General features: G+C 59.6%; 15 protein-coding genes. All 15 read right to left on the reverse strand.

Going from position 1 to position 16,156, the window contains the following annotated elements:
• The gene (nosZ, locus tag AC2TDJ_RS03615; RefSeq protein ID WP_480839322.1) at nucleotides 1-1,908 is read right to left on the reverse strand and encodes a TAT-dependent nitrous-oxide reductase; all 1,908 of its coding nucleotides are present in this window, start codon (nucleotides 1,906-1,908) and stop codon (nucleotides 1-3) included.
• A 15-nt stretch (nucleotides 1,909-1,923) separates the two neighbouring features.
• A complete protein-coding gene (locus tag AC2TDJ_RS03620) occupies nucleotides 1,924-4,047 on the reverse strand; it encodes a 4Fe-4S binding protein (protein ID WP_480840212.1) in 2,124 nt (707 codons plus the stop codon).
• Nucleotides 4,048-4,091: 44 nt separating this feature from the next.
• Complete coding sequence (locus tag AC2TDJ_RS03625; protein ID WP_480839324.1) at nucleotides 4,092-4,556, reverse strand: DUF2946 family protein; 465 nt, start codon at nucleotides 4,554-4,556, stop codon at nucleotides 4,092-4,094.
• 89 nt (nucleotides 4,557-4,645) lie between these two features.
• Nucleotides 4,646-4,909, reverse strand: a complete 264-nt coding sequence (locus tag AC2TDJ_RS03630; protein WP_480839325.1) for a hypothetical protein — start codon at nucleotides 4,907-4,909, stop codon at nucleotides 4,646-4,648.
• Complete coding sequence (locus AC2TDJ_RS03635) at nucleotides 4,866-6,389, reverse strand: cytochrome D1 domain-containing protein (RefSeq protein ID WP_480839327.1); 1,524 nt, start codon at nucleotides 6,387-6,389, stop codon at nucleotides 4,866-4,868. Before AC2TDJ_RS03635 ends, AC2TDJ_RS03630 begins: the two co-directional genes overlap by 44 nt.
• A gap of 76 nt (nucleotides 6,390-6,465) precedes the next feature.
• Complete coding sequence (nirJ, locus tag AC2TDJ_RS03640; protein WP_480839329.1) at nucleotides 6,466-7,680, reverse strand: heme d1 biosynthesis radical SAM protein NirJ; 1,215 nt, start codon at nucleotides 7,678-7,680, stop codon at nucleotides 6,466-6,468.
• Between the two features lie 4 nt (nucleotides 7,681-7,684).
• Nucleotides 7,685-8,167 carry a siroheme decarboxylase subunit beta gene (gene ahbB, locus AC2TDJ_RS03645; protein ID WP_480839331.1) on the reverse strand — a complete coding sequence of 161 codons (483 nt, stop codon included), beginning with the start codon at nucleotides 8,165-8,167 and terminating at the stop codon, nucleotides 7,685-7,687.
• Nucleotides 8,164-8,613 carry an Lrp/AsnC family transcriptional regulator gene (locus AC2TDJ_RS03650; RefSeq protein WP_480839333.1) on the reverse strand — a complete coding sequence of 150 codons (450 nt, stop codon included), beginning with the start codon at nucleotides 8,611-8,613 and terminating at the stop codon, nucleotides 8,164-8,166. Before AC2TDJ_RS03650 ends, ahbB (AC2TDJ_RS03645) begins: the two co-directional genes overlap by 4 nt.
• Nucleotides 8,610-9,599: a siroheme decarboxylase subunit beta gene (gene ahbB / locus AC2TDJ_RS03655; RefSeq protein WP_480839335.1), complete on the reverse strand. Its 990-nt coding sequence runs from the start codon at nucleotides 9,597-9,599 to the stop codon at nucleotides 8,610-8,612. The genes AC2TDJ_RS03650 and ahbB (AC2TDJ_RS03655) overlap by 4 nt, the downstream gene beginning before the upstream one ends.
• Nucleotides 9,600-9,603: 4 nt before the next feature.
• Nucleotides 9,604-10,749: a cytochrome D1 domain-containing protein gene (locus AC2TDJ_RS03660; protein ID WP_480839337.1), complete on the reverse strand. Its 1,146-nt coding sequence runs from the start codon at nucleotides 10,747-10,749 to the stop codon at nucleotides 9,604-9,606.
• The gene (locus tag AC2TDJ_RS03665; RefSeq protein WP_480839339.1) at nucleotides 10,746-11,078 is read right to left on the reverse strand and encodes a c-type cytochrome; all 333 of its coding nucleotides are present in this window, start codon (nucleotides 11,076-11,078) and stop codon (nucleotides 10,746-10,748) included. The genes AC2TDJ_RS03660 and AC2TDJ_RS03665 overlap by 4 nt, the downstream gene beginning before the upstream one ends.
• A gap of 10 nt (nucleotides 11,079-11,088) precedes the next feature.
• Entirely contained in the window at nucleotides 11,089-11,850 is a 762-nt protein-coding gene (gene cobA, locus AC2TDJ_RS03670) for a uroporphyrinogen-III C-methyltransferase (protein WP_480839341.1), read from the reverse strand.
• Between the two features lie 200 nt (nucleotides 11,851-12,050).
• Entirely contained in the window at nucleotides 12,051-12,458 is a 408-nt protein-coding gene (locus AC2TDJ_RS03675; protein WP_480839343.1) for a cupredoxin domain-containing protein, read from the reverse strand.
• A 57-nt stretch (nucleotides 12,459-12,515) separates the two neighbouring features.
• Complete coding sequence (locus AC2TDJ_RS03680; RefSeq protein ID WP_480839345.1) at nucleotides 12,516-14,303, reverse strand: NapC/NirT family cytochrome c; 1,788 nt, start codon at nucleotides 14,301-14,303, stop codon at nucleotides 12,516-12,518.
• Between the two features lie 124 nt (nucleotides 14,304-14,427).
• Nucleotides 14,428-16,104 (reverse strand): cytochrome D1 domain-containing protein, encoded by a 1,677-nt coding sequence (locus AC2TDJ_RS03685; protein ID WP_480839347.1) that lies wholly within the window; start codon nucleotides 16,102-16,104, stop codon nucleotides 14,428-14,430.
• Nucleotides 16,105-16,156 lie beyond the last annotated feature (52 nt).

A 16,156-nucleotide genomic window follows, 5' to 3' on the forward strand; every position in this document is an offset into this window, starting at 1 on the left:
TTATGCGCTCCGCGGCTCAACAAACATCCGGCCGCGCATTTCCATGTGCAGCGCGTGGCAGAACCACTGGCAATAGAACCAGTGAACGCCCGGACGGTCGGCGATGAACGTGACCGAGGCGGTTGCCTGCGGTGCAATCTCCATCGCGATGCCGAAGTTCGACAGGCACAGCCCGTGGGTCACGTCGTCCACGTCGTCGAGGTTAGTGACATAGATGGTCACCTCGTCACCCTGCTTGACGGTGAACTTCTCCATGCTGAAGACAGGTGCGGTCGAGGTCATATAGACACGGACCTTGTTGCCGTCACGGATGGGCTCCTCGGCGCCTTCTTCCAGATCGACACCGTCGGCAGCCGCCTGCTGGCGTGCATCTTCCCACATCGGGTCGTTGCGATCCCAGACATTGACCGGGTTCACCTTGGAGCGGTGAACAAGGATCGAGTCGTGAGGCTCGGCAAAGGTCGGTCCGTCATGAACCACCTTCATCTTGTCGCCCGAGATGTCGATCAGCTGCTCGTTTTCAGGCTTCAGCGGACCCACGTTCAGGAAGCGGTCTTTCGAGAACTTGTTCATCGAAATCAGCCACTTGCCGTCAGCTTCGGCAGTTTCGCCCATCGAGGTCGAGTTGTGACCGGGCTGGTAATGCACGTCCACCTTGTCGACGATCGGATCGACGTCCGCACCGGCATAGGCTTCGATGGCTTTGGCAATGTTCCACTTCACCACCTGGCTGTCCAGGAACAGGGTGGTAAAGGCGTTGCCCTTGCCGTCGAACGCGGTGTGAAGCGGACCAAGGCCCAGCTGCGGCTCGGCGACGATGGCCGAACGCGGATCGGCGTTGTCCGAGAACAGCGCGTCGACTTTTTCCACATCGATCACGGAGACGGTCGGCGACAGTTTCCCGTTGATCATGATGTGTTTCTTGTCGGGTGCGGCGTTCACACCGTGCGGAGAGTTCGGGATCGGGATGTAACGGGTCAGGTTACCGCCGGCCTCTTTGCGACCATCCACGACCTTGACACCGTTCAGTTCCTGATAGTTCCCGGCGGCAACAGCCTCTTCGATGGCTTTCAGGTTGAACACGACAACGTGGTCAAGCTCGTTCTCGGTCATCTCGGCCAGGTTCATACCCATTTCCGAGTTGTACGAGGTCGAGAAGGCGTATTTGCCCTGATAGTCGCAATCGGTGTTGTCGAGGTTGCCCGACACCATCACCTGCCATGCGATCTCCATCGTGTCGCCATCGATAGCAGTGAAGATGTTCACGTATTGCGACGGATCGTCGAGGATTTCGCCATCATTGACCAGCGGTGCTTCGTGCTCACCATTGGCGAAGATGTAGCCGGTGCGCGGGTATTTCTGCGGGCGCAGACCGTGGATGTCATGCGCGTTCGGGATCTCGATGATCTTGTCGCATTTCATCACGTCGCAGCGCACACGGGCCACGCGAGTGTTGGCCTTGTCGTTCATGAACAGATAGCGGCCGTCATAGGTGCCATCGGTGAAGGACATATGCGGGTGGTGCAGGTCGCCGTTGTCATAGGTGACCTTGCCGTTTGCGGCCAGGTATTCCTTGGTTTCCGGCAGCAGGCCTTCGGTCAGCACTTTCAGCGACTCGTTGGTCTGACCCCAACCGGTGGCCGAGCAGCGGTTAAACACAGGCACGCGCATCAGCTCGCGCATGGACGGTACGCCCAGAATGCGCAGCTCACCCGTCTGACCCGAGGACCAGAAGCCGTAGTATTCGTCCAGCTCACCGGGTTCCAGATGAGCATTGGCGGCGGCGCTGGCTTCGCGCGCGGTCATCAGCGTCGAGCCCAGACCGGTCCCGGCAATCACGGCGCCGGTGGCAGTAGCCCCCAGCATCCCGCGACGCGTGATGTTCAGTTTCTTATCGTGTTCCGACATGATCGTTCCTCCTTTTTAGGAAGCGGTTTGCGGTTTGGCGTTCGGATGGTTCGCCGGTGGTTGTCCGAGAGGGGTCTTCATCTGGACCGACCCTGTCTTGGCCCGCCGTTTCAACTGGCGGATAACGACGGGACATTTCGTCTCGGACTGGTAGAGCACCTGACAATGCAGGCAGGTGACGCACTCGTTCGGGTTGATCTCTCCAGTCGGGTGGATCGCTTGAACGGGGCATTCGTTGGCGCAGGTCTGACAGGGGGCACCACAATCCTTGTAGCGGCGAAGCCAGTCGAACATGCGAATTCGGGCGGGGATAGCCAGCGCTCCGCCCAGTGGGCAGAGATAGCGGCAATAGAACCGTTCAATGAACAGGCCGATCACCAGCAGGGCCAGCGCAAAGACCACAAACGGCCAGTCGCGCATGAATTTCAGGATGATCGCGGTTTTGAACGGCTCGATCTCGGCATAGGTCTCGGCCAATGGGATCGACACGAAGCTGAGGCCGAACAACCCGAGGAAGATCATGTATTTCGCGGGCCAGAGGCGCTCGTTCAGCCCCCAGGGCAGGGTCCATTGCGGCACCTTCAGCGCACGCGCGATCTTGTTGGTCAGCTCCTGCAGGGCACCAAACGGGCACAGCCAGCCGCAATAGGCACCGCGCCCCCAGAACAGCAGCGCGGCGGCCACCGCGAACCATTGGATGAAGACCAGTGGATCCAGCAGGAACGCATCCCACGAGAAGCCCGTCCGCAGGCTTCCGGCCAGCGCCATCAGGTTGACGACGCTCAGTTGAGCATTTGCGTACCACCCGATGAAGAACAGGGTCAGCGTCAGGTATCCGATGCGGAACCAGTAGAAGACCCGCGCGTTCATCGTCGCGTGGAACTGGAAGAAAAAGGTTGCTGTCAGCACCAGAAGCATGACACCCAGTCCGGCGATCTCGACAGTGCGGTCCTTCCAGATGCGTTTCCAAAGTGCGGCCTTGGCAGCGGCTTCGCCGGTGGCATCGTCAACCACCGTGGGGGCCGCAACAGGCAGCAAGTATTGCTCTGGCAGTTTGTAGCCCAGATCGAATGTCAGAAAAGTTTTCTCGACCGCGCCGACAGCGCGTTGAACCAACAGTTGCAGACGGAAGGGCTCGGCAGGGTCGAACTCGGCATCGGCCGGGATTTTGAAGATGTCCAGCTCGGTGAAACTCGGCGCGTCGGGTGCGGCGACCTCGCCGACGCGGCGTTGCTGGCGGTCAAAGAAACGAACCGAGCTGTCCCCCTGGATCAGCTGAATTCGGTCGAAGATCCCGCCGCGTACATAACCTGAACCCTTGAAGCTGTAAGCCCCGCGACCCAGAACCAGAATGGCCTGTTCGCCTTCGTCCAGCCAGTCGGTCAGGTTCCGGTACTCGGCCGCGCCCAGAAGGGATTTCCCGATAGAAGGAACTGACACCAATGCCATGTGCATGTCGATGAAAGTGTCATCCGGTTCGCCCGGTTCAGGGCGTCTGATAGCACGTTGATCACCGGTGGCCTCGAAGGCCGCGTTGACCTGTCCGATATCCAGCGTCAGACGCCGGACCGAGCCGTCTCCGGACAGGGTGGTCCAGTCATAAATGGCGTCCTGAGCCATATCTACTTCGCGCTTCGGCCCGTCAGCCTGTACCGGAGACAGTCCACCCAGACCAAGCGCGCGCGCGACCTTGATACCGCCGCGCACGAGGCTGTCATCGATCACCATGATCGTCACCGTCGCGCCCGAGATGATGTCGAGGTCATGCCCCTCACCGCCGGTTTCCGCCTCACGCTTGAGGTCGAGGCCGGCATAGCCTTCGGTCAGCTCAACCATACGCGAGTTGGGGATACCGATCAGGACAATGGGTTCCGAGTGTTTGACCAACTGAACGCCGGTCAACACCGCATCGTCATCAATGGCTGCGACTACATGAATGGGTTTACCGGAATAACCGGTCGTGCCTACGAAATCAGACGTCAAGAAAGCCCAGGCCATCGTCTCGCCACCCTTCAGTACAGGGGCGACCTTGACGTCATCGCGCACCGGGCCAAAAGCGTCGGCTCCTGGTGCCAGATCGGCGGGGTTCAAATCGGGCAGGAAACTGGCGAGGCTGTCTGCGCGCGCGCTGATCGCCATCAGGCAGGACAGTGTAAGTGCCAGAAGAATATGGATTGCGCGACTTACGACCACGGCGCACCTCCGGTTACTTGGATTGACGCCATGGACGCGCGCGGGGCGCGTTCGGTTCTTTCTTGGGGCGCGAACGGGGGCCCTCGGGTCTCGGGCCACAGTCGTTTCGAGCCGTACAAACGACGCAAGTCCCTGTGTTCCAGGCGCACGACTTGAACATCTTCAGCCGACGCCAGCAACAGCAGATCGGGCAACGGTGCTGCTGTCGTTACCGCGCACAGCGCGCAGTCGGCACATTTCGGGCAGGGCGCAGTCGGGTCATCGCCGCCTTCTTCAAGATCGACCTCGACCCAGACCGCGCCTGCCTCCGAGCAGATCTCCACCCAAATGCTTTCACCGGGACTCGCTAGAACCGGAGAAAGCGTTTGCGACAACAGAAGGAAGATACCTGCCAGTGCGCACGCCGCGCGAAAAGCGCGAACAGGGAGGGCGAGCAGAGGGCTAGGGGCAGGCATGGAGAATCCAACTCGGCAGTCTTTCCAGAGTTGTACGGGATTCTCTCAGACGGATACTTGACTTAGGTCAGGTCTCGGAAAATTGCCACCTATCCGTCGGCTTCATCCATCAGGCCGCGCACCCAGCGCCCGGCCAGCCAGGACGCGGGCACACCCAATGGAATCGACCAAAGAATTGCAGGGACAGGCCCAATTGCACCGAACCCCGCACTGTGCAGGATCAACCCTGCCAGAAACAGGTTGATGGCCACGGTCAAAGCCGTGGCCGGATAAAGCAAAATGGCCAGTTTCCAGACCGGCCATTTATCGTCAGTGACTGGTGCCTTCCGAGAAGGTGATCTTGTTCCAGACATTGTATTTCCCCGAAGGTTTGCGCATGGGCAGGCGTCGAACCTCTTCCAGCGTCTGCGCATCATAGACGATTACCGCGCCGTCATCTTCCCAGATCGACACAAGCGCGTGGCTGCCATCCTTTGTGAACTCCACATGGGCCACGGTCTTGCCGGGAGCGGGGCGCAGAGTCTTTACGATTTTAAGGCTTTGCTTGTCGATCACGTGCATGACATCCTTGTTGGGACCGAAGAAGACATCGGCCCAGACGTATGGTGAATTCTCATGACTGCGCATGAAGAATCCGGGGCCTTCGGTTTTGATCCGCTTGACGGTTTCCCAGGTTTCCATATCGATTACCGATACGGTGCCATCGGTCAGGTGCGGCGTGGCCATCACTGTGGTATCGCCGTGCTGCCACGTGATGCCCGAGCCCAGATGCGGCATGCCGGGCAGGTCCAGATCGGCTACTTTCTGACCGATCACAAGATCAATCACCTGACCGCCTTTTCCGTCGCGGGACGCGCCCATAACATACTCGTAGCTCTGATCGAAAAAGAAATCGTCCAGATAGTCGGGCGTTGTGATCTTGCGCACGGGGAAAGGGTCAGGGTTCTTGAACTGGCCTTCGATGCGGAAGTCGTGACCGATGCCGAATTGAGGCGGGTTGGCGCCATAGAACACTTCCCAGATTTCGGGGACGTCTTTCAGAGCCAGAACGAAGCTTTCGCGCGGCGGGGCCTGGTAAACGGCCGAAACGCGGCTGGGGTTTCCCTTTTTGCTCTTTACCTCGATGACTTTGGCAACCGAAAGGTCCTCGGTCGACAGCAAGGTCAGACTGTTGGGTAGATAATTTGCCACAGCCACCCATTTGCCGTCCCCCGACATCGCAATGTTGCGGCTGTTCAGGCCCGCGCGCACGCGACCCACCTGTTTCAACGCCCAGATATCATACTTCTGCACCCAACCATCTCGGGACATGATGAAGACATAGCGGCCGTCGGGGCTGAACTTGGGTCCACCGTGCACGGCAAAGGGCGTCTCGAACCGATCCAGGACTTCGAACGTGTCACCGTCCAACACGCTGACATGGTGATCACCGGTCTCGACCGCCAGCGTGATGTTCATTGGGTCACTGTCCCAAACCGGCGCATCCACGGGCACGTAGTCTTCGTCCAGAGTACGGCTGGCCGTGATATCCGCTTCACCCCATTCAGGATCGGTTTCCAGCGGCGATTTCAGCCATCCTGCCAGCTCCTCGATCTGCAGGGCGTCCAACTCGTGTGAAAAGGCAGGCATCTGGGTCGCCGCGCGCCCCTCGGCGATCACGGCGGCAACGCGCGGGCCGCGCATCCGTTTCAGCGTTTCGGGGATCAGCGCCGGTCCAACTCCACCAAGACGGTTCTCACCATGGCACGAGGCACAATGCTCAGCATAATCCGACGGCGCATCCGCCCAGGCCGCTCCCACGGTCAGAAGCGAACACAGGACCCCGATCTTCATCTTTTCAAAAATACTCCCGCCGGAGGCTCCCGCATTTGCCGTTGGGACACAGGCTGATGTACTCGATAACGCGGTCTCAAAAGAACTGATGGGCCGGATCATGACGTTTCCCCCGGAACGGTGTGACCTGCAGGCGTTCGCCCGCGTCGTCCACGCCGATTTCTTCGTTTGACAGGTAACAGGCCGGGTCTTCGGCCCAGGGATCGCCCGTCAGTTGCAACGCCCGGATTCGGGTATTGCCACCGCAGACATCCTTCAATTGACAGGCGCCGCAACGCCCCTTGAGCGGGCGGGGTCGTGTTCGCAGCATGGCCAGCATCGGGTCGTCGCTGGTCCAAAGCTCTGAGAATGCTTTGGTTTTTACGTTGCCAACGGTGTAATCGGACCAATAAGTGTCAGGGTGAACCCGACCCAGATTATCGATATTCGCCACACCCAAACCGCTGGAGTTTCCGCCCCAAGCGGCCAGATGTTCCCGGACATGCGCTTCTTTTTCGGCATCGAAATGAGCACGAACCCAGTTCAGGAAATAACCCGCATCGGCATCGTTGTTGCCGGTCACGATGTCCAGTGGCCGCCCGCCCGAAGCAGCCTCCCACGCGCGTTCCAGCAGCAGGTCCAGCCCCTTGCGGGTACGCAGGTGTTCGGCATCCTCGCCACGGTTCTTGTCACCTCGACCGGCGTAAACCAGATGGGACAGGTAGAACTTGTCGACCCCCTCATCGTCACACAGTTGCAGCAGATCGGGCAGATGATGTTGCGTGCCTTCGGTCAGACAGAACCGCAAGCCAACTTTGATCCCGCGCTTTTTGCATTCGCGCACTCCGCGCAGCGCGTCGGCAAAGGCGCCTTCGACGCCCCGGAACCAGTCATTGGTTGCTCCGATCCCATCGAGCGAAATGCCGACATAGCTGAACCCGACGTCGGCAATCATATCGGCGGATTCGTCGTAAATCCGCGTGCCGTTGGTCGACAGCGCCAGCATCGGCACCAGCTCACGAGCGCGTTTGGCGATGTCGAAGAAATCGAACCGGTCCAGCGGCTCCCCACCCGAGAGGATCAGGGCCGGGACGCGAAACTGGCCCAGATCCTCAAGGGTTACCATGGCTTGCTCGTGACTGAGCTCGCCCGGGAACGCGACATCCGCCGAAACGGTGTAGCAATGGCGGCATTTCAGATTGCAGCGCCGCGTCAGGTTCCAGATCACCACAGGTTTTACTGGTCCGGGGCGGCGTTTGCGCACCGGGGTCGGATTGACCAGTTGGTGCATGTATTCGGTCAGGCGGAACATGTTCTCAGCCTTTCGCTTTCAGGCGCAGCCCTGTCTTTTTCAGGATGCGCGTGGAATAGAGGATGTCCTTTGCGCGACACGCGCTGCCCAGGATATCGGCGATTTGCGCCCGCTTTTCTTCAACCTCATCCCGGTCGGTGCCATGGACCATGGCAAACAGGTTGTAGGGCCAGTCGGGTAGGGCGCGGGGCCGTTCATAGCAATGTGTCACAAAGGGCAGGGCACCGATCTGCGCCCCCAGTTCGGTGATGCGGTCGTCATCGACATCCCAAACTGTCATCCCGTTCGACGTCATACCCAGCTTGTAATGGTTTGGCGCTGCGGCGATGCGACGGATCACTCCACGCGCCTTGAGTGCTGACAGGCGATCAAGAAGAATGTCTTCTTCCAGGCCCAGCGTTTCGGCCACCTTCGCATAGGGGGCAGGAGTCAGGGGCAGCCCGCTCTGCAGCGCCTCGATGATCTGTCTGTCTGTCGTGTCGATCATGCCGCCACCCGGAAGCCGATAAAAAACTCTTGCAGTTTGGGGAAACGAAGAACTCGAATTCCCGTCTCCTGTTCGATGGCATCGGCGGTGGCCTCGATCCCTTCGGGGGTTTCGGTGGCCAGAACGAACCACATGTTCAGCCGATGCGTGCGTTCATAATTATGTGCAACCTCGGGGTGCGCATTGACTTTGGTCAGGACGGCTTCGAATTTGTCCGCCGGAACGGCCATCGCGCACAGGCAGAACGCCCCACCCATGGCCGCGGCGTCAAAGAAGGGGCCGAAGCGGGTTATCACGCGGTCCTCTTTCATTCGTTCCAGACGCGCCAGCAGATCGCTTTCCGAAATCTTCAATTCCTGTGCCACATTGGCGTAGGGATGGGGCGTCAGAGGCAGGTCATCCTGCAATCGGTTCAGAATGGCGCGGTCGGTTGCATCCAGTGTCATGCCGCCACCTCCTTGGGTTTGATCAGCGCACCGGTTTGCTTGAAACAGCGGGTCGAGAACAACACTTTGTGTTGTGCCCCGGCCAGTTCCGGCAGGGCTATTGCGCCTGACAGGACATCGCCGGCCTCAGAGCGCGAGCGGGCATGGATCATTGAGTATAGCCGGTAGGGCCAGACGCCCTCTACTGGTCTGCGCTCATAGCACAGGGTTACGCCTGGATGCGCGGACAGGGCAGGGCCCGCCTGATCAATCTGACCCTGCGGCAAATCCCAGACAACCATTGCATTGGCCGACCAGCCCAGCGCGCGGTGGCGAACGATAACACCCAGACGAGAGATAATGCCCGCATCGTGCAGCACACGAATACGCTCCATTACGCCATTCGGATCGCGCCGCAGAGATCGGGCCAGCGCAGCATACGGATCGGCCACAAGCGGCAAACCGGAGCTCAAAGCCTGAAGCAGATCCCGATCACCGTCTTGCATGACGGAACGGTTGATCTTGCGCGCGGTTGGAACGCGGTGAGAGCCGCCGGACATGCGGAACCCCAGATCCACGTTGAACGGGCGCACCAGCCGCAGATCGAGAACGCGCAACCCGGTTCGCTCCGAAATACGGGCCAGTGTGTCGTCCACATGGGTGCGATCCGGCCCCGTCGCCACGAACCAGAGGTTCCAATCATCTTCACGCTGATAGTTGTGGTTCACCCCCGGCTCGGAGTCGATCAGGGCCGCTATCTCCTCAATGCGTTCTTCCGGCGCGGCGACAGCGGCGAGCGTGCTGGCAGAAACGGCACCAGGTGCGATTGTGGCCCCGACACGTGTAATCCGTCCCGCAGCCCGCATCCGGGCGAGCCGGTCAACCACTTCGTGTTCACTGAGGCTCAGTTTGTCGGCCAAAACCTGAAACGGGAACTCAACGATGGGAAAATCGCGTTGGAATTCGTCCAGCAAGCTACGATCGATCGGATCGGTAATGTGACACATTGTTTCAAAGCCCTGTCCTGTGCGCGCGGGCGGTGAAGAAAATGCCCGAGGGGCTGTCCGCTTCGATTTCGCGCAGCTTTTCAAATGTTTGCGTGTCGTAGACCATAACTTTGTTGGCATCGCGCACGCTCAGCCAAACCTCGTGCCCGCGTGGCGTGAATTCCATGTGCAGCACGGCTGGACCGGGTTTGAATTCGTGAATGATTTCCTTGCTGACGCTGTCGATCACTTGAATCGTGTCGTTCAGGGGGTGGGCAAAATTTACCCAAACCTGCCGCCCGTCGGGGCGCGCCATGGCAAAAACCGGCTGGCCATGGGTCTTGGTACGCCCCGTTTCGGTCAGTGTTTCGGCATCGACCCAGAGAACTTCGTGATGGCCCACCGCAGGGAGGACAAATTCCCGCCCGGTCAAAGCCCAGCCCTCCAGATGAGGCATCTTATAGACCGGCATTTCTTCCTGCCCGCGTCCATAATCCGGCAATACGCGAATGGGTTCGGGTCTATCCGACCACAGATCGAGGGCGGTCAGACCATCCTCGCCAAACAAGCCGGTGATATAGGTGCGGCCATTTGCGGTGATCAGCGCGTCATAAGGGTTTTTGCCCATGTCGGGGATCTTGGTGATTTCGGGCGCGCCATTAGAGAAATCGGCAATCCAGGTCTCGCCCGTATCCCACATGGTGAAGACGAACCGGCGTCCGGGCGCGTCGACCAGACCGATTGTTTTGCTGTCGGTGGGGATATCGGCGACCATTTCCAGCGTGTCCGCGTCGAACACGCGTACACCGCCCGGCTCATAGTTCGAAACAGCCACAAGCGTGCCGTCATCCGAGATTGCACCGCCGATGGCGTTGCCTGCCTGCACGACCCGGTTCACGATCTGCCGTGTGACGATATCCACCTTGGTCAGCCCGCCATCGCGCCCGAAGACATACGCAAAGCGTTGATCCGGAGAATAAACCAGCGAGGCGTGAGACAGATCACCCAAACCTTCGATCCGCGCCAGCGCAGCACGGTCGGATTGATCCACCAGCAGGACCGAACCCTTGGCGCGTTCGATCACCAGCCCGAGATCGCCGGTGGCCATCGGTTCGGCCTGTGCAGTTGTCATCATCAGAGTGGCCACGAGGCCAAGGACGAGATGTTTCATTGTGCCTCCGGTTCCAGAAGGTAACGGGCGATCCATTCGGCCTCTTCTTCGCTGATCAGGGGCCGCCAGGGGGGCATTGCGGTGTCAGGGATTCCGTCAAGGATGACGCCGGTCAGAACGTCAGCGTCATAGTGCTCCAGGGTTTTGGATCGCAGATCGGGGCCAAGGCCGCCTTTCAGAGAAAGCCCGTGGCACGAGCCGCAATCCTGATGAACAAGCCGTTTCAGCGCGTTGGGGTCGATGACATCCGCCGCCAGCGCCGAAGTGGCCACAAGAACGGCGGTTGTAAGAACGGCGCGCGCAGTCCAGCCCGTGTGTCCGTTTGTCATTCGAGCAACGCTAGCCATGGGCCTGCTCCAGCAAATCGGTCACCGGCCGTTCGGCGTAAAGCGATACAACTTTACCGATGATGAACAGCGTGGGGGCTTTCAGTTCGGCGTCGCGCACGTCTGTTGCCAGCTGATCCAACCGGGACACAAGACGACGTTCATCCGGTGTTGTGGCTTTCCCAACAGCCAGAACGGGGGTCGAACCGGGCAGGTTCTCGGTCATTAGTCCCATGGCGATCTGGCCGATATTGGCGACGCCCATGTAAACAACAAGTGTCGAGTCCGGATCCGCCAGCCGTTTCCAGTCTAGATCCAGAACCCTGTCCGCCTGCCGGTGGCCGGTAACATATTGAACCGAAGTCGCCAGTCCGCGATGGGTCAGGGGCACGCCGGTGGAACAGGACGCACCTTGAGCCGCGGTAATGCCGGGGGCGTATTCAACTGAAACGCCGTGGGCGGAAAGATAGGCAGCCTCTTCCGAGCCGCGGCCAAAGATCATCGGGTCTCCGCCTTTCAACCGCGCGACGGTGTGACCGTTCCTTGCCTCTTCCAGCAGGATTTCGTTGATCCGGTCCTGCGGAACGGTGTGGCACTTGGGGGCCTTTCCGACGGGGATCAATCGCGCGCCTTCGGCATGCATGGCAAGGATGTCGTCCGAGACCAGACGGTCATAGACCACCACATCAGCCTCTTGCAGCATTCGCATGGCACGAAGGGTCATCAGCTCTGGGTCACCCGGACCGGCTCCGATCAGAAAAACCTTACCGCTCATGTGCAAACTCGCTTGTTCTGAATGTCTTCGGAACCCGGGTTTCCCGCGCGAATCCACTGTGATTACGGGACGTTGCTGGGTGAGCCGGGCGTGTCATGAAGGCAGACTGACGCAATCGCAAAGAAACCTCCTTGACATAAGTTAAGGAGCGCGGGAATTGCTCCTGCGCTCCTTTCTTCTGCCTGTATGTCAGCCTCGGCTCAGGGTTCGACGGTGATCATTCCGATCATGTTCTGTGTCTCCCAGTGCGGCCCGCAGAGGTATTCCTGAGGGCCCGGAGAGAGGAAGGTGAAATCAACCGTTTCCTCGGGGAATAGCCGGTCGCTTTCGGGTTCACTGCCGTCTTTCAGCAGCACGCTGTGACTGGTGCGCTTGTCGACGTTGACCCAGCGCACTGTCGTGCCTGCCTTGACCGTCAGTTCGCGTGGGCAAAAATTGTATTTGTACATCAGCACCACTTCGGCGTCGTCAACAGCCTCGGAAGGCTGGCCGAACATCTCGACATAGCGTTCTTCGGCTTCGGCACAGAGTTCGGCGTTGTCTTCATCGGCCGCCAGCGCCGGTGACGCCAAAAGCAGAAGTGCAGGAAGAAGGCGGTGGGTCTTCATGGTCCATGTCTCCTTTCTGAAAGTGGTCAGGGGCCGGTTCACCCGGCCCCCAATCCGTTACTGTTTCACCACATTGATATTCGCGGTGTCGTCGTCCAGCGCAAGGCTGGTATTCAGCGTCACGTGGTGGAACCGCGCGGCGGAGAAGTCGTCGTGGATGGCAAAGCCGACCGTGTAGGTCTGACCGGGCTCCAGCGGGACATCCCCCGGCGCACCGGAATTCAGCGGACGGGTAAAGACCACGGTCCACATTCCACCGGACAGATCGGCCGAGGCGGCAATCTCACCATCGTTGACCACGCGTTGTTCCAGTAGATAGCCGTTGCTCGCACTGCCGTCCGCATAGACACGCATCAGGTCAAGGTAAGTGCCATCAGCCAGATATTGCTCGATCTGCTCGGCGGCCTGCAGCTTGTCCCATCCACCCATCGGCTTGCCGCGGCGACCTTTGGTGTCGATCTCGGTGCGGCTTTCACTGATGTACTTGGTCACCGTGTCCTGCGCGGTCATGCGGCCTGTGAAATCACCGTTGGCGGCAATCGCATCGGCGCCCGGATCAAATGGCATGTAGGTGTTATCCGCGTGGCACGAGGCCCAGCAGCCCACCTGATCACCCATCTCGATGCCGGTGCCCGTGATCATCATGGCGACCTTGATCTGGTTGTCGGGGTCCATTTTGCCGCCGTCGACAAACGGGGCGGGGTTGTGGCCCGCATCCGGCCATTGCAGTCGGATATACAGGTTTTCGTCGTCATGTGCCGCCTGAACCGTTGCGTCGATCACGCCGCGCTTGCCGGGGATCGGGGTCGGTTCCAGATCGCCACCTGCAACGATCTTGTTGCCGATGGTGTCCAGTTCCTTGGCGTGGCAGGTGGTGCATTGGTCACCGCCTTTGGTCAGCGGACGCGCCCCGCCGTGGAATTTGCCGTTCTGCACCCATTCAAACGAGGCCTGGCCAGGGTAGAACAGTTTCAGATCAGCGCTGGCCACTGCGTTCCAGTCGATATTGCCGCCGACATCGCCGCCTCCGCCACCAGCGGGGGCTGCGGCCTCATCACCTGCTGCGTTCGCACGCTCTTCGGCGAGGGCGGATTCAACAGCTGATGCAATTTGCGCCTGCACGGCTTCTTGCTGAGCCTTCTTGGCTGCTTTTTCAGCTTCGGCTTCGGCGGCTTCCTTGGCTTCGATCTTCTCGAGGCTGGCAAGGTATTCCGGCGGTATCTGACGGATGAAGGCCGGGTTCGGCGCCTCAAGCTCTTCCAGATATTCTTCGTCGGCCCGGTCGCGGGCATCCGAGTGCGCAATCCCTTTGTGACAGTCAATGCAGGTTTGACCAATCGTCATCGCGTTCAGGTGCTGCTGACGCGCGCGGGGTTTCTGGAACTCGGGCATCATCGACTCGAAATCGTGGCAGTTGCGGCATTCGCGCGAGTCGGTGGCCTTCATCCGCTCCCATTCATTCATCGCCAGATGCACACGCTTGGCTTCGAACTTCTCGCGGGTGTTGATGGAGCCGACCATCTTGCCATAGAGCTCTCTGGACGCCTTGATCTTGCGGATCATCTTGTGGGTCCAGTCCTTGGGCACGTGACAGTCGGAACAGACCGCGCCCACACCGGATCGGTTCACATCGTGGATCGTGCCGGTGTATTCCTCATAGACAAAATCACGCATCTCGTGGCACGAGACGCAGAATTCCTTGGTGTTGGTGGCTTCCATGGCGGTATTGAACCCGCCCCAGAAGATGATGCCGGCGGCAAATGCCACGGCGATGCCGGCCACGGGCATTCCCCACAGGAAATACCGGCGCCAGATTGGTGGTTTTTTATCCGGTTCGGAGGTCATATCCGGGCTCCGTTATGGCTGTCTTGACTGGCGCGGCGTGTCAGGCCGGCGCGTTTGGCTGAAAGGGCAAACGAGGAAAGGGCGGGCGAGGGGCCCGCCCTTTCCGGTGTTGGTTGCAAACCCGTCAGGTGACGTGGTTCGACCGGTTGTAGACGTTGAACTTGCCGGTCGGAGCAAACAGGCCCTTCACGCGGCCGATCTCTTCCAGCGTCTTGGCGTCGAAGATCACGATTTCACCGTTCGGCTCTTTCGAGGTCGAGCGGTTCCACTTGGAAACCCAAACCTCGGAACCGTCCTGGTTGAACTCGAAGTGGACGGCGACATTGCCTTCCTCTTCGGTGATCTGGATCGTTTTCACGATCTCACCGGTTGCCTTGTCGATGACCTGCACCGATTGCTGAATCTCAGGCTCAGGGTGCTTGGTCTGGTCGGCCCAGATGTAGTCGGATTCCGGGTGGGTCCGAATGAACAGGCCGGGACCATCGGTTTCGACCTCATAGCAGGTTTTCCATGCCTGATCCGGGTGACCTTCGGGGTCGTTGCCCCAGACGGTCACGGTGCCTTCACCCAGGTGGGTGGTTCCGGCAACCGGGCCGCAATTCGGGTCAACCCAGTTGGCGCCCGGGCCGGGGTGCGGCAGTGGCGCCGTGTCGATCATGGCTTCCAGCTTGTGGGTCTGGGTGTCCACGACGACCATCTTGTTCGACGCGTTTGCGGCGATCTGGAAGAAACGACCGGTTGGATCAAAGAACCCGTCATGCAGGAACTTGGCGCTGTCGATCTTGTCGATACGCAGGTTATCCAGGTCGGTATAGTCCACCTGCCAGAGTTGACCCAGTTCCTTTACAGCCACGATCCAGGTCGGTTCGTTCGGTGTGGTGTAGATGGCGGCCACGCGGGCCTCTTCCACATAGTCACCGTCCACGTTGTAGCCGCGGGTCGAGACGACCTTTTTCGGCTCCATGGTTGCGGCATCAACGATGGCGAAATGCGGCGGCCAATAGGCCCCACCGATCACATATTTACCGTCACCCGATACTGCCACGTCGCGGGCGTCGTAGCCAATGGTAACCTCGGCAACGAGCATGTTCTCAGGGTTCTGCCACAGGTCGATCTTGGTCATCTTGCCGTCGCGGCCCATGGTGTACCAGAAGCGACCCGGGTTTTCCGGCTCTTCAAGTTTATGGTGCTCGGACGCTTTCAGAACGTGCACCGCGTAACCGGTTGGAATGTGCGCCAGCACCTCTTTGGTGTCGCCGTCGATCACGGCCACCTTGCCCACGTCACGTTCGATGACCACGAAGAAGTTTTCCCAGTTTCGGCCATGCAGCGGCTCGGTCGGGTAATCTTCGGGTTCGACATAAACCTTGCGGGTCGCCATCATCTGTTCAAGCGACATCTCCGGCGGCTTGGGCGGCTCCATCTGAATATAGGTCGCCATATCGCGGATTTCTTCTTCGGACATTACGTCCGAGAAGTTGTTCATCCCGCCTTCGGTCCCCCAGGCGATGATCTTTTCAAGCCGTTCCTGACCCAATTTCAGGGTTCCGGATTCGGTCACGGTACCATCGGCGTTCTTCGTTTCGACCATCGGCTCAAGGCTTTTACCGGTGGCACCTTTGCGCAAGACGCCGTGGCAGCCAGCGCAGCGTTCAAAGTATAGTTGTTTAGAAGACTCAAAGGCTTCCTTGCTGAGGGTTGGCTCTTCGGCGAATGTTGGCGCAGCGACGCTGCCCAGCAACATCGCCAAACCGACCCCAAAGGCGCGGCCAGTTTTATTGTAGCTGATTCCAAGTGACATGATCACTCTCCATATGCGTGGTGAGGCAGGTTGGAGAGTGGGACATCACAGA

It is taken from the genome of Ruegeria sp. HKCCD6647-2, from assembly GCF_057221075.1.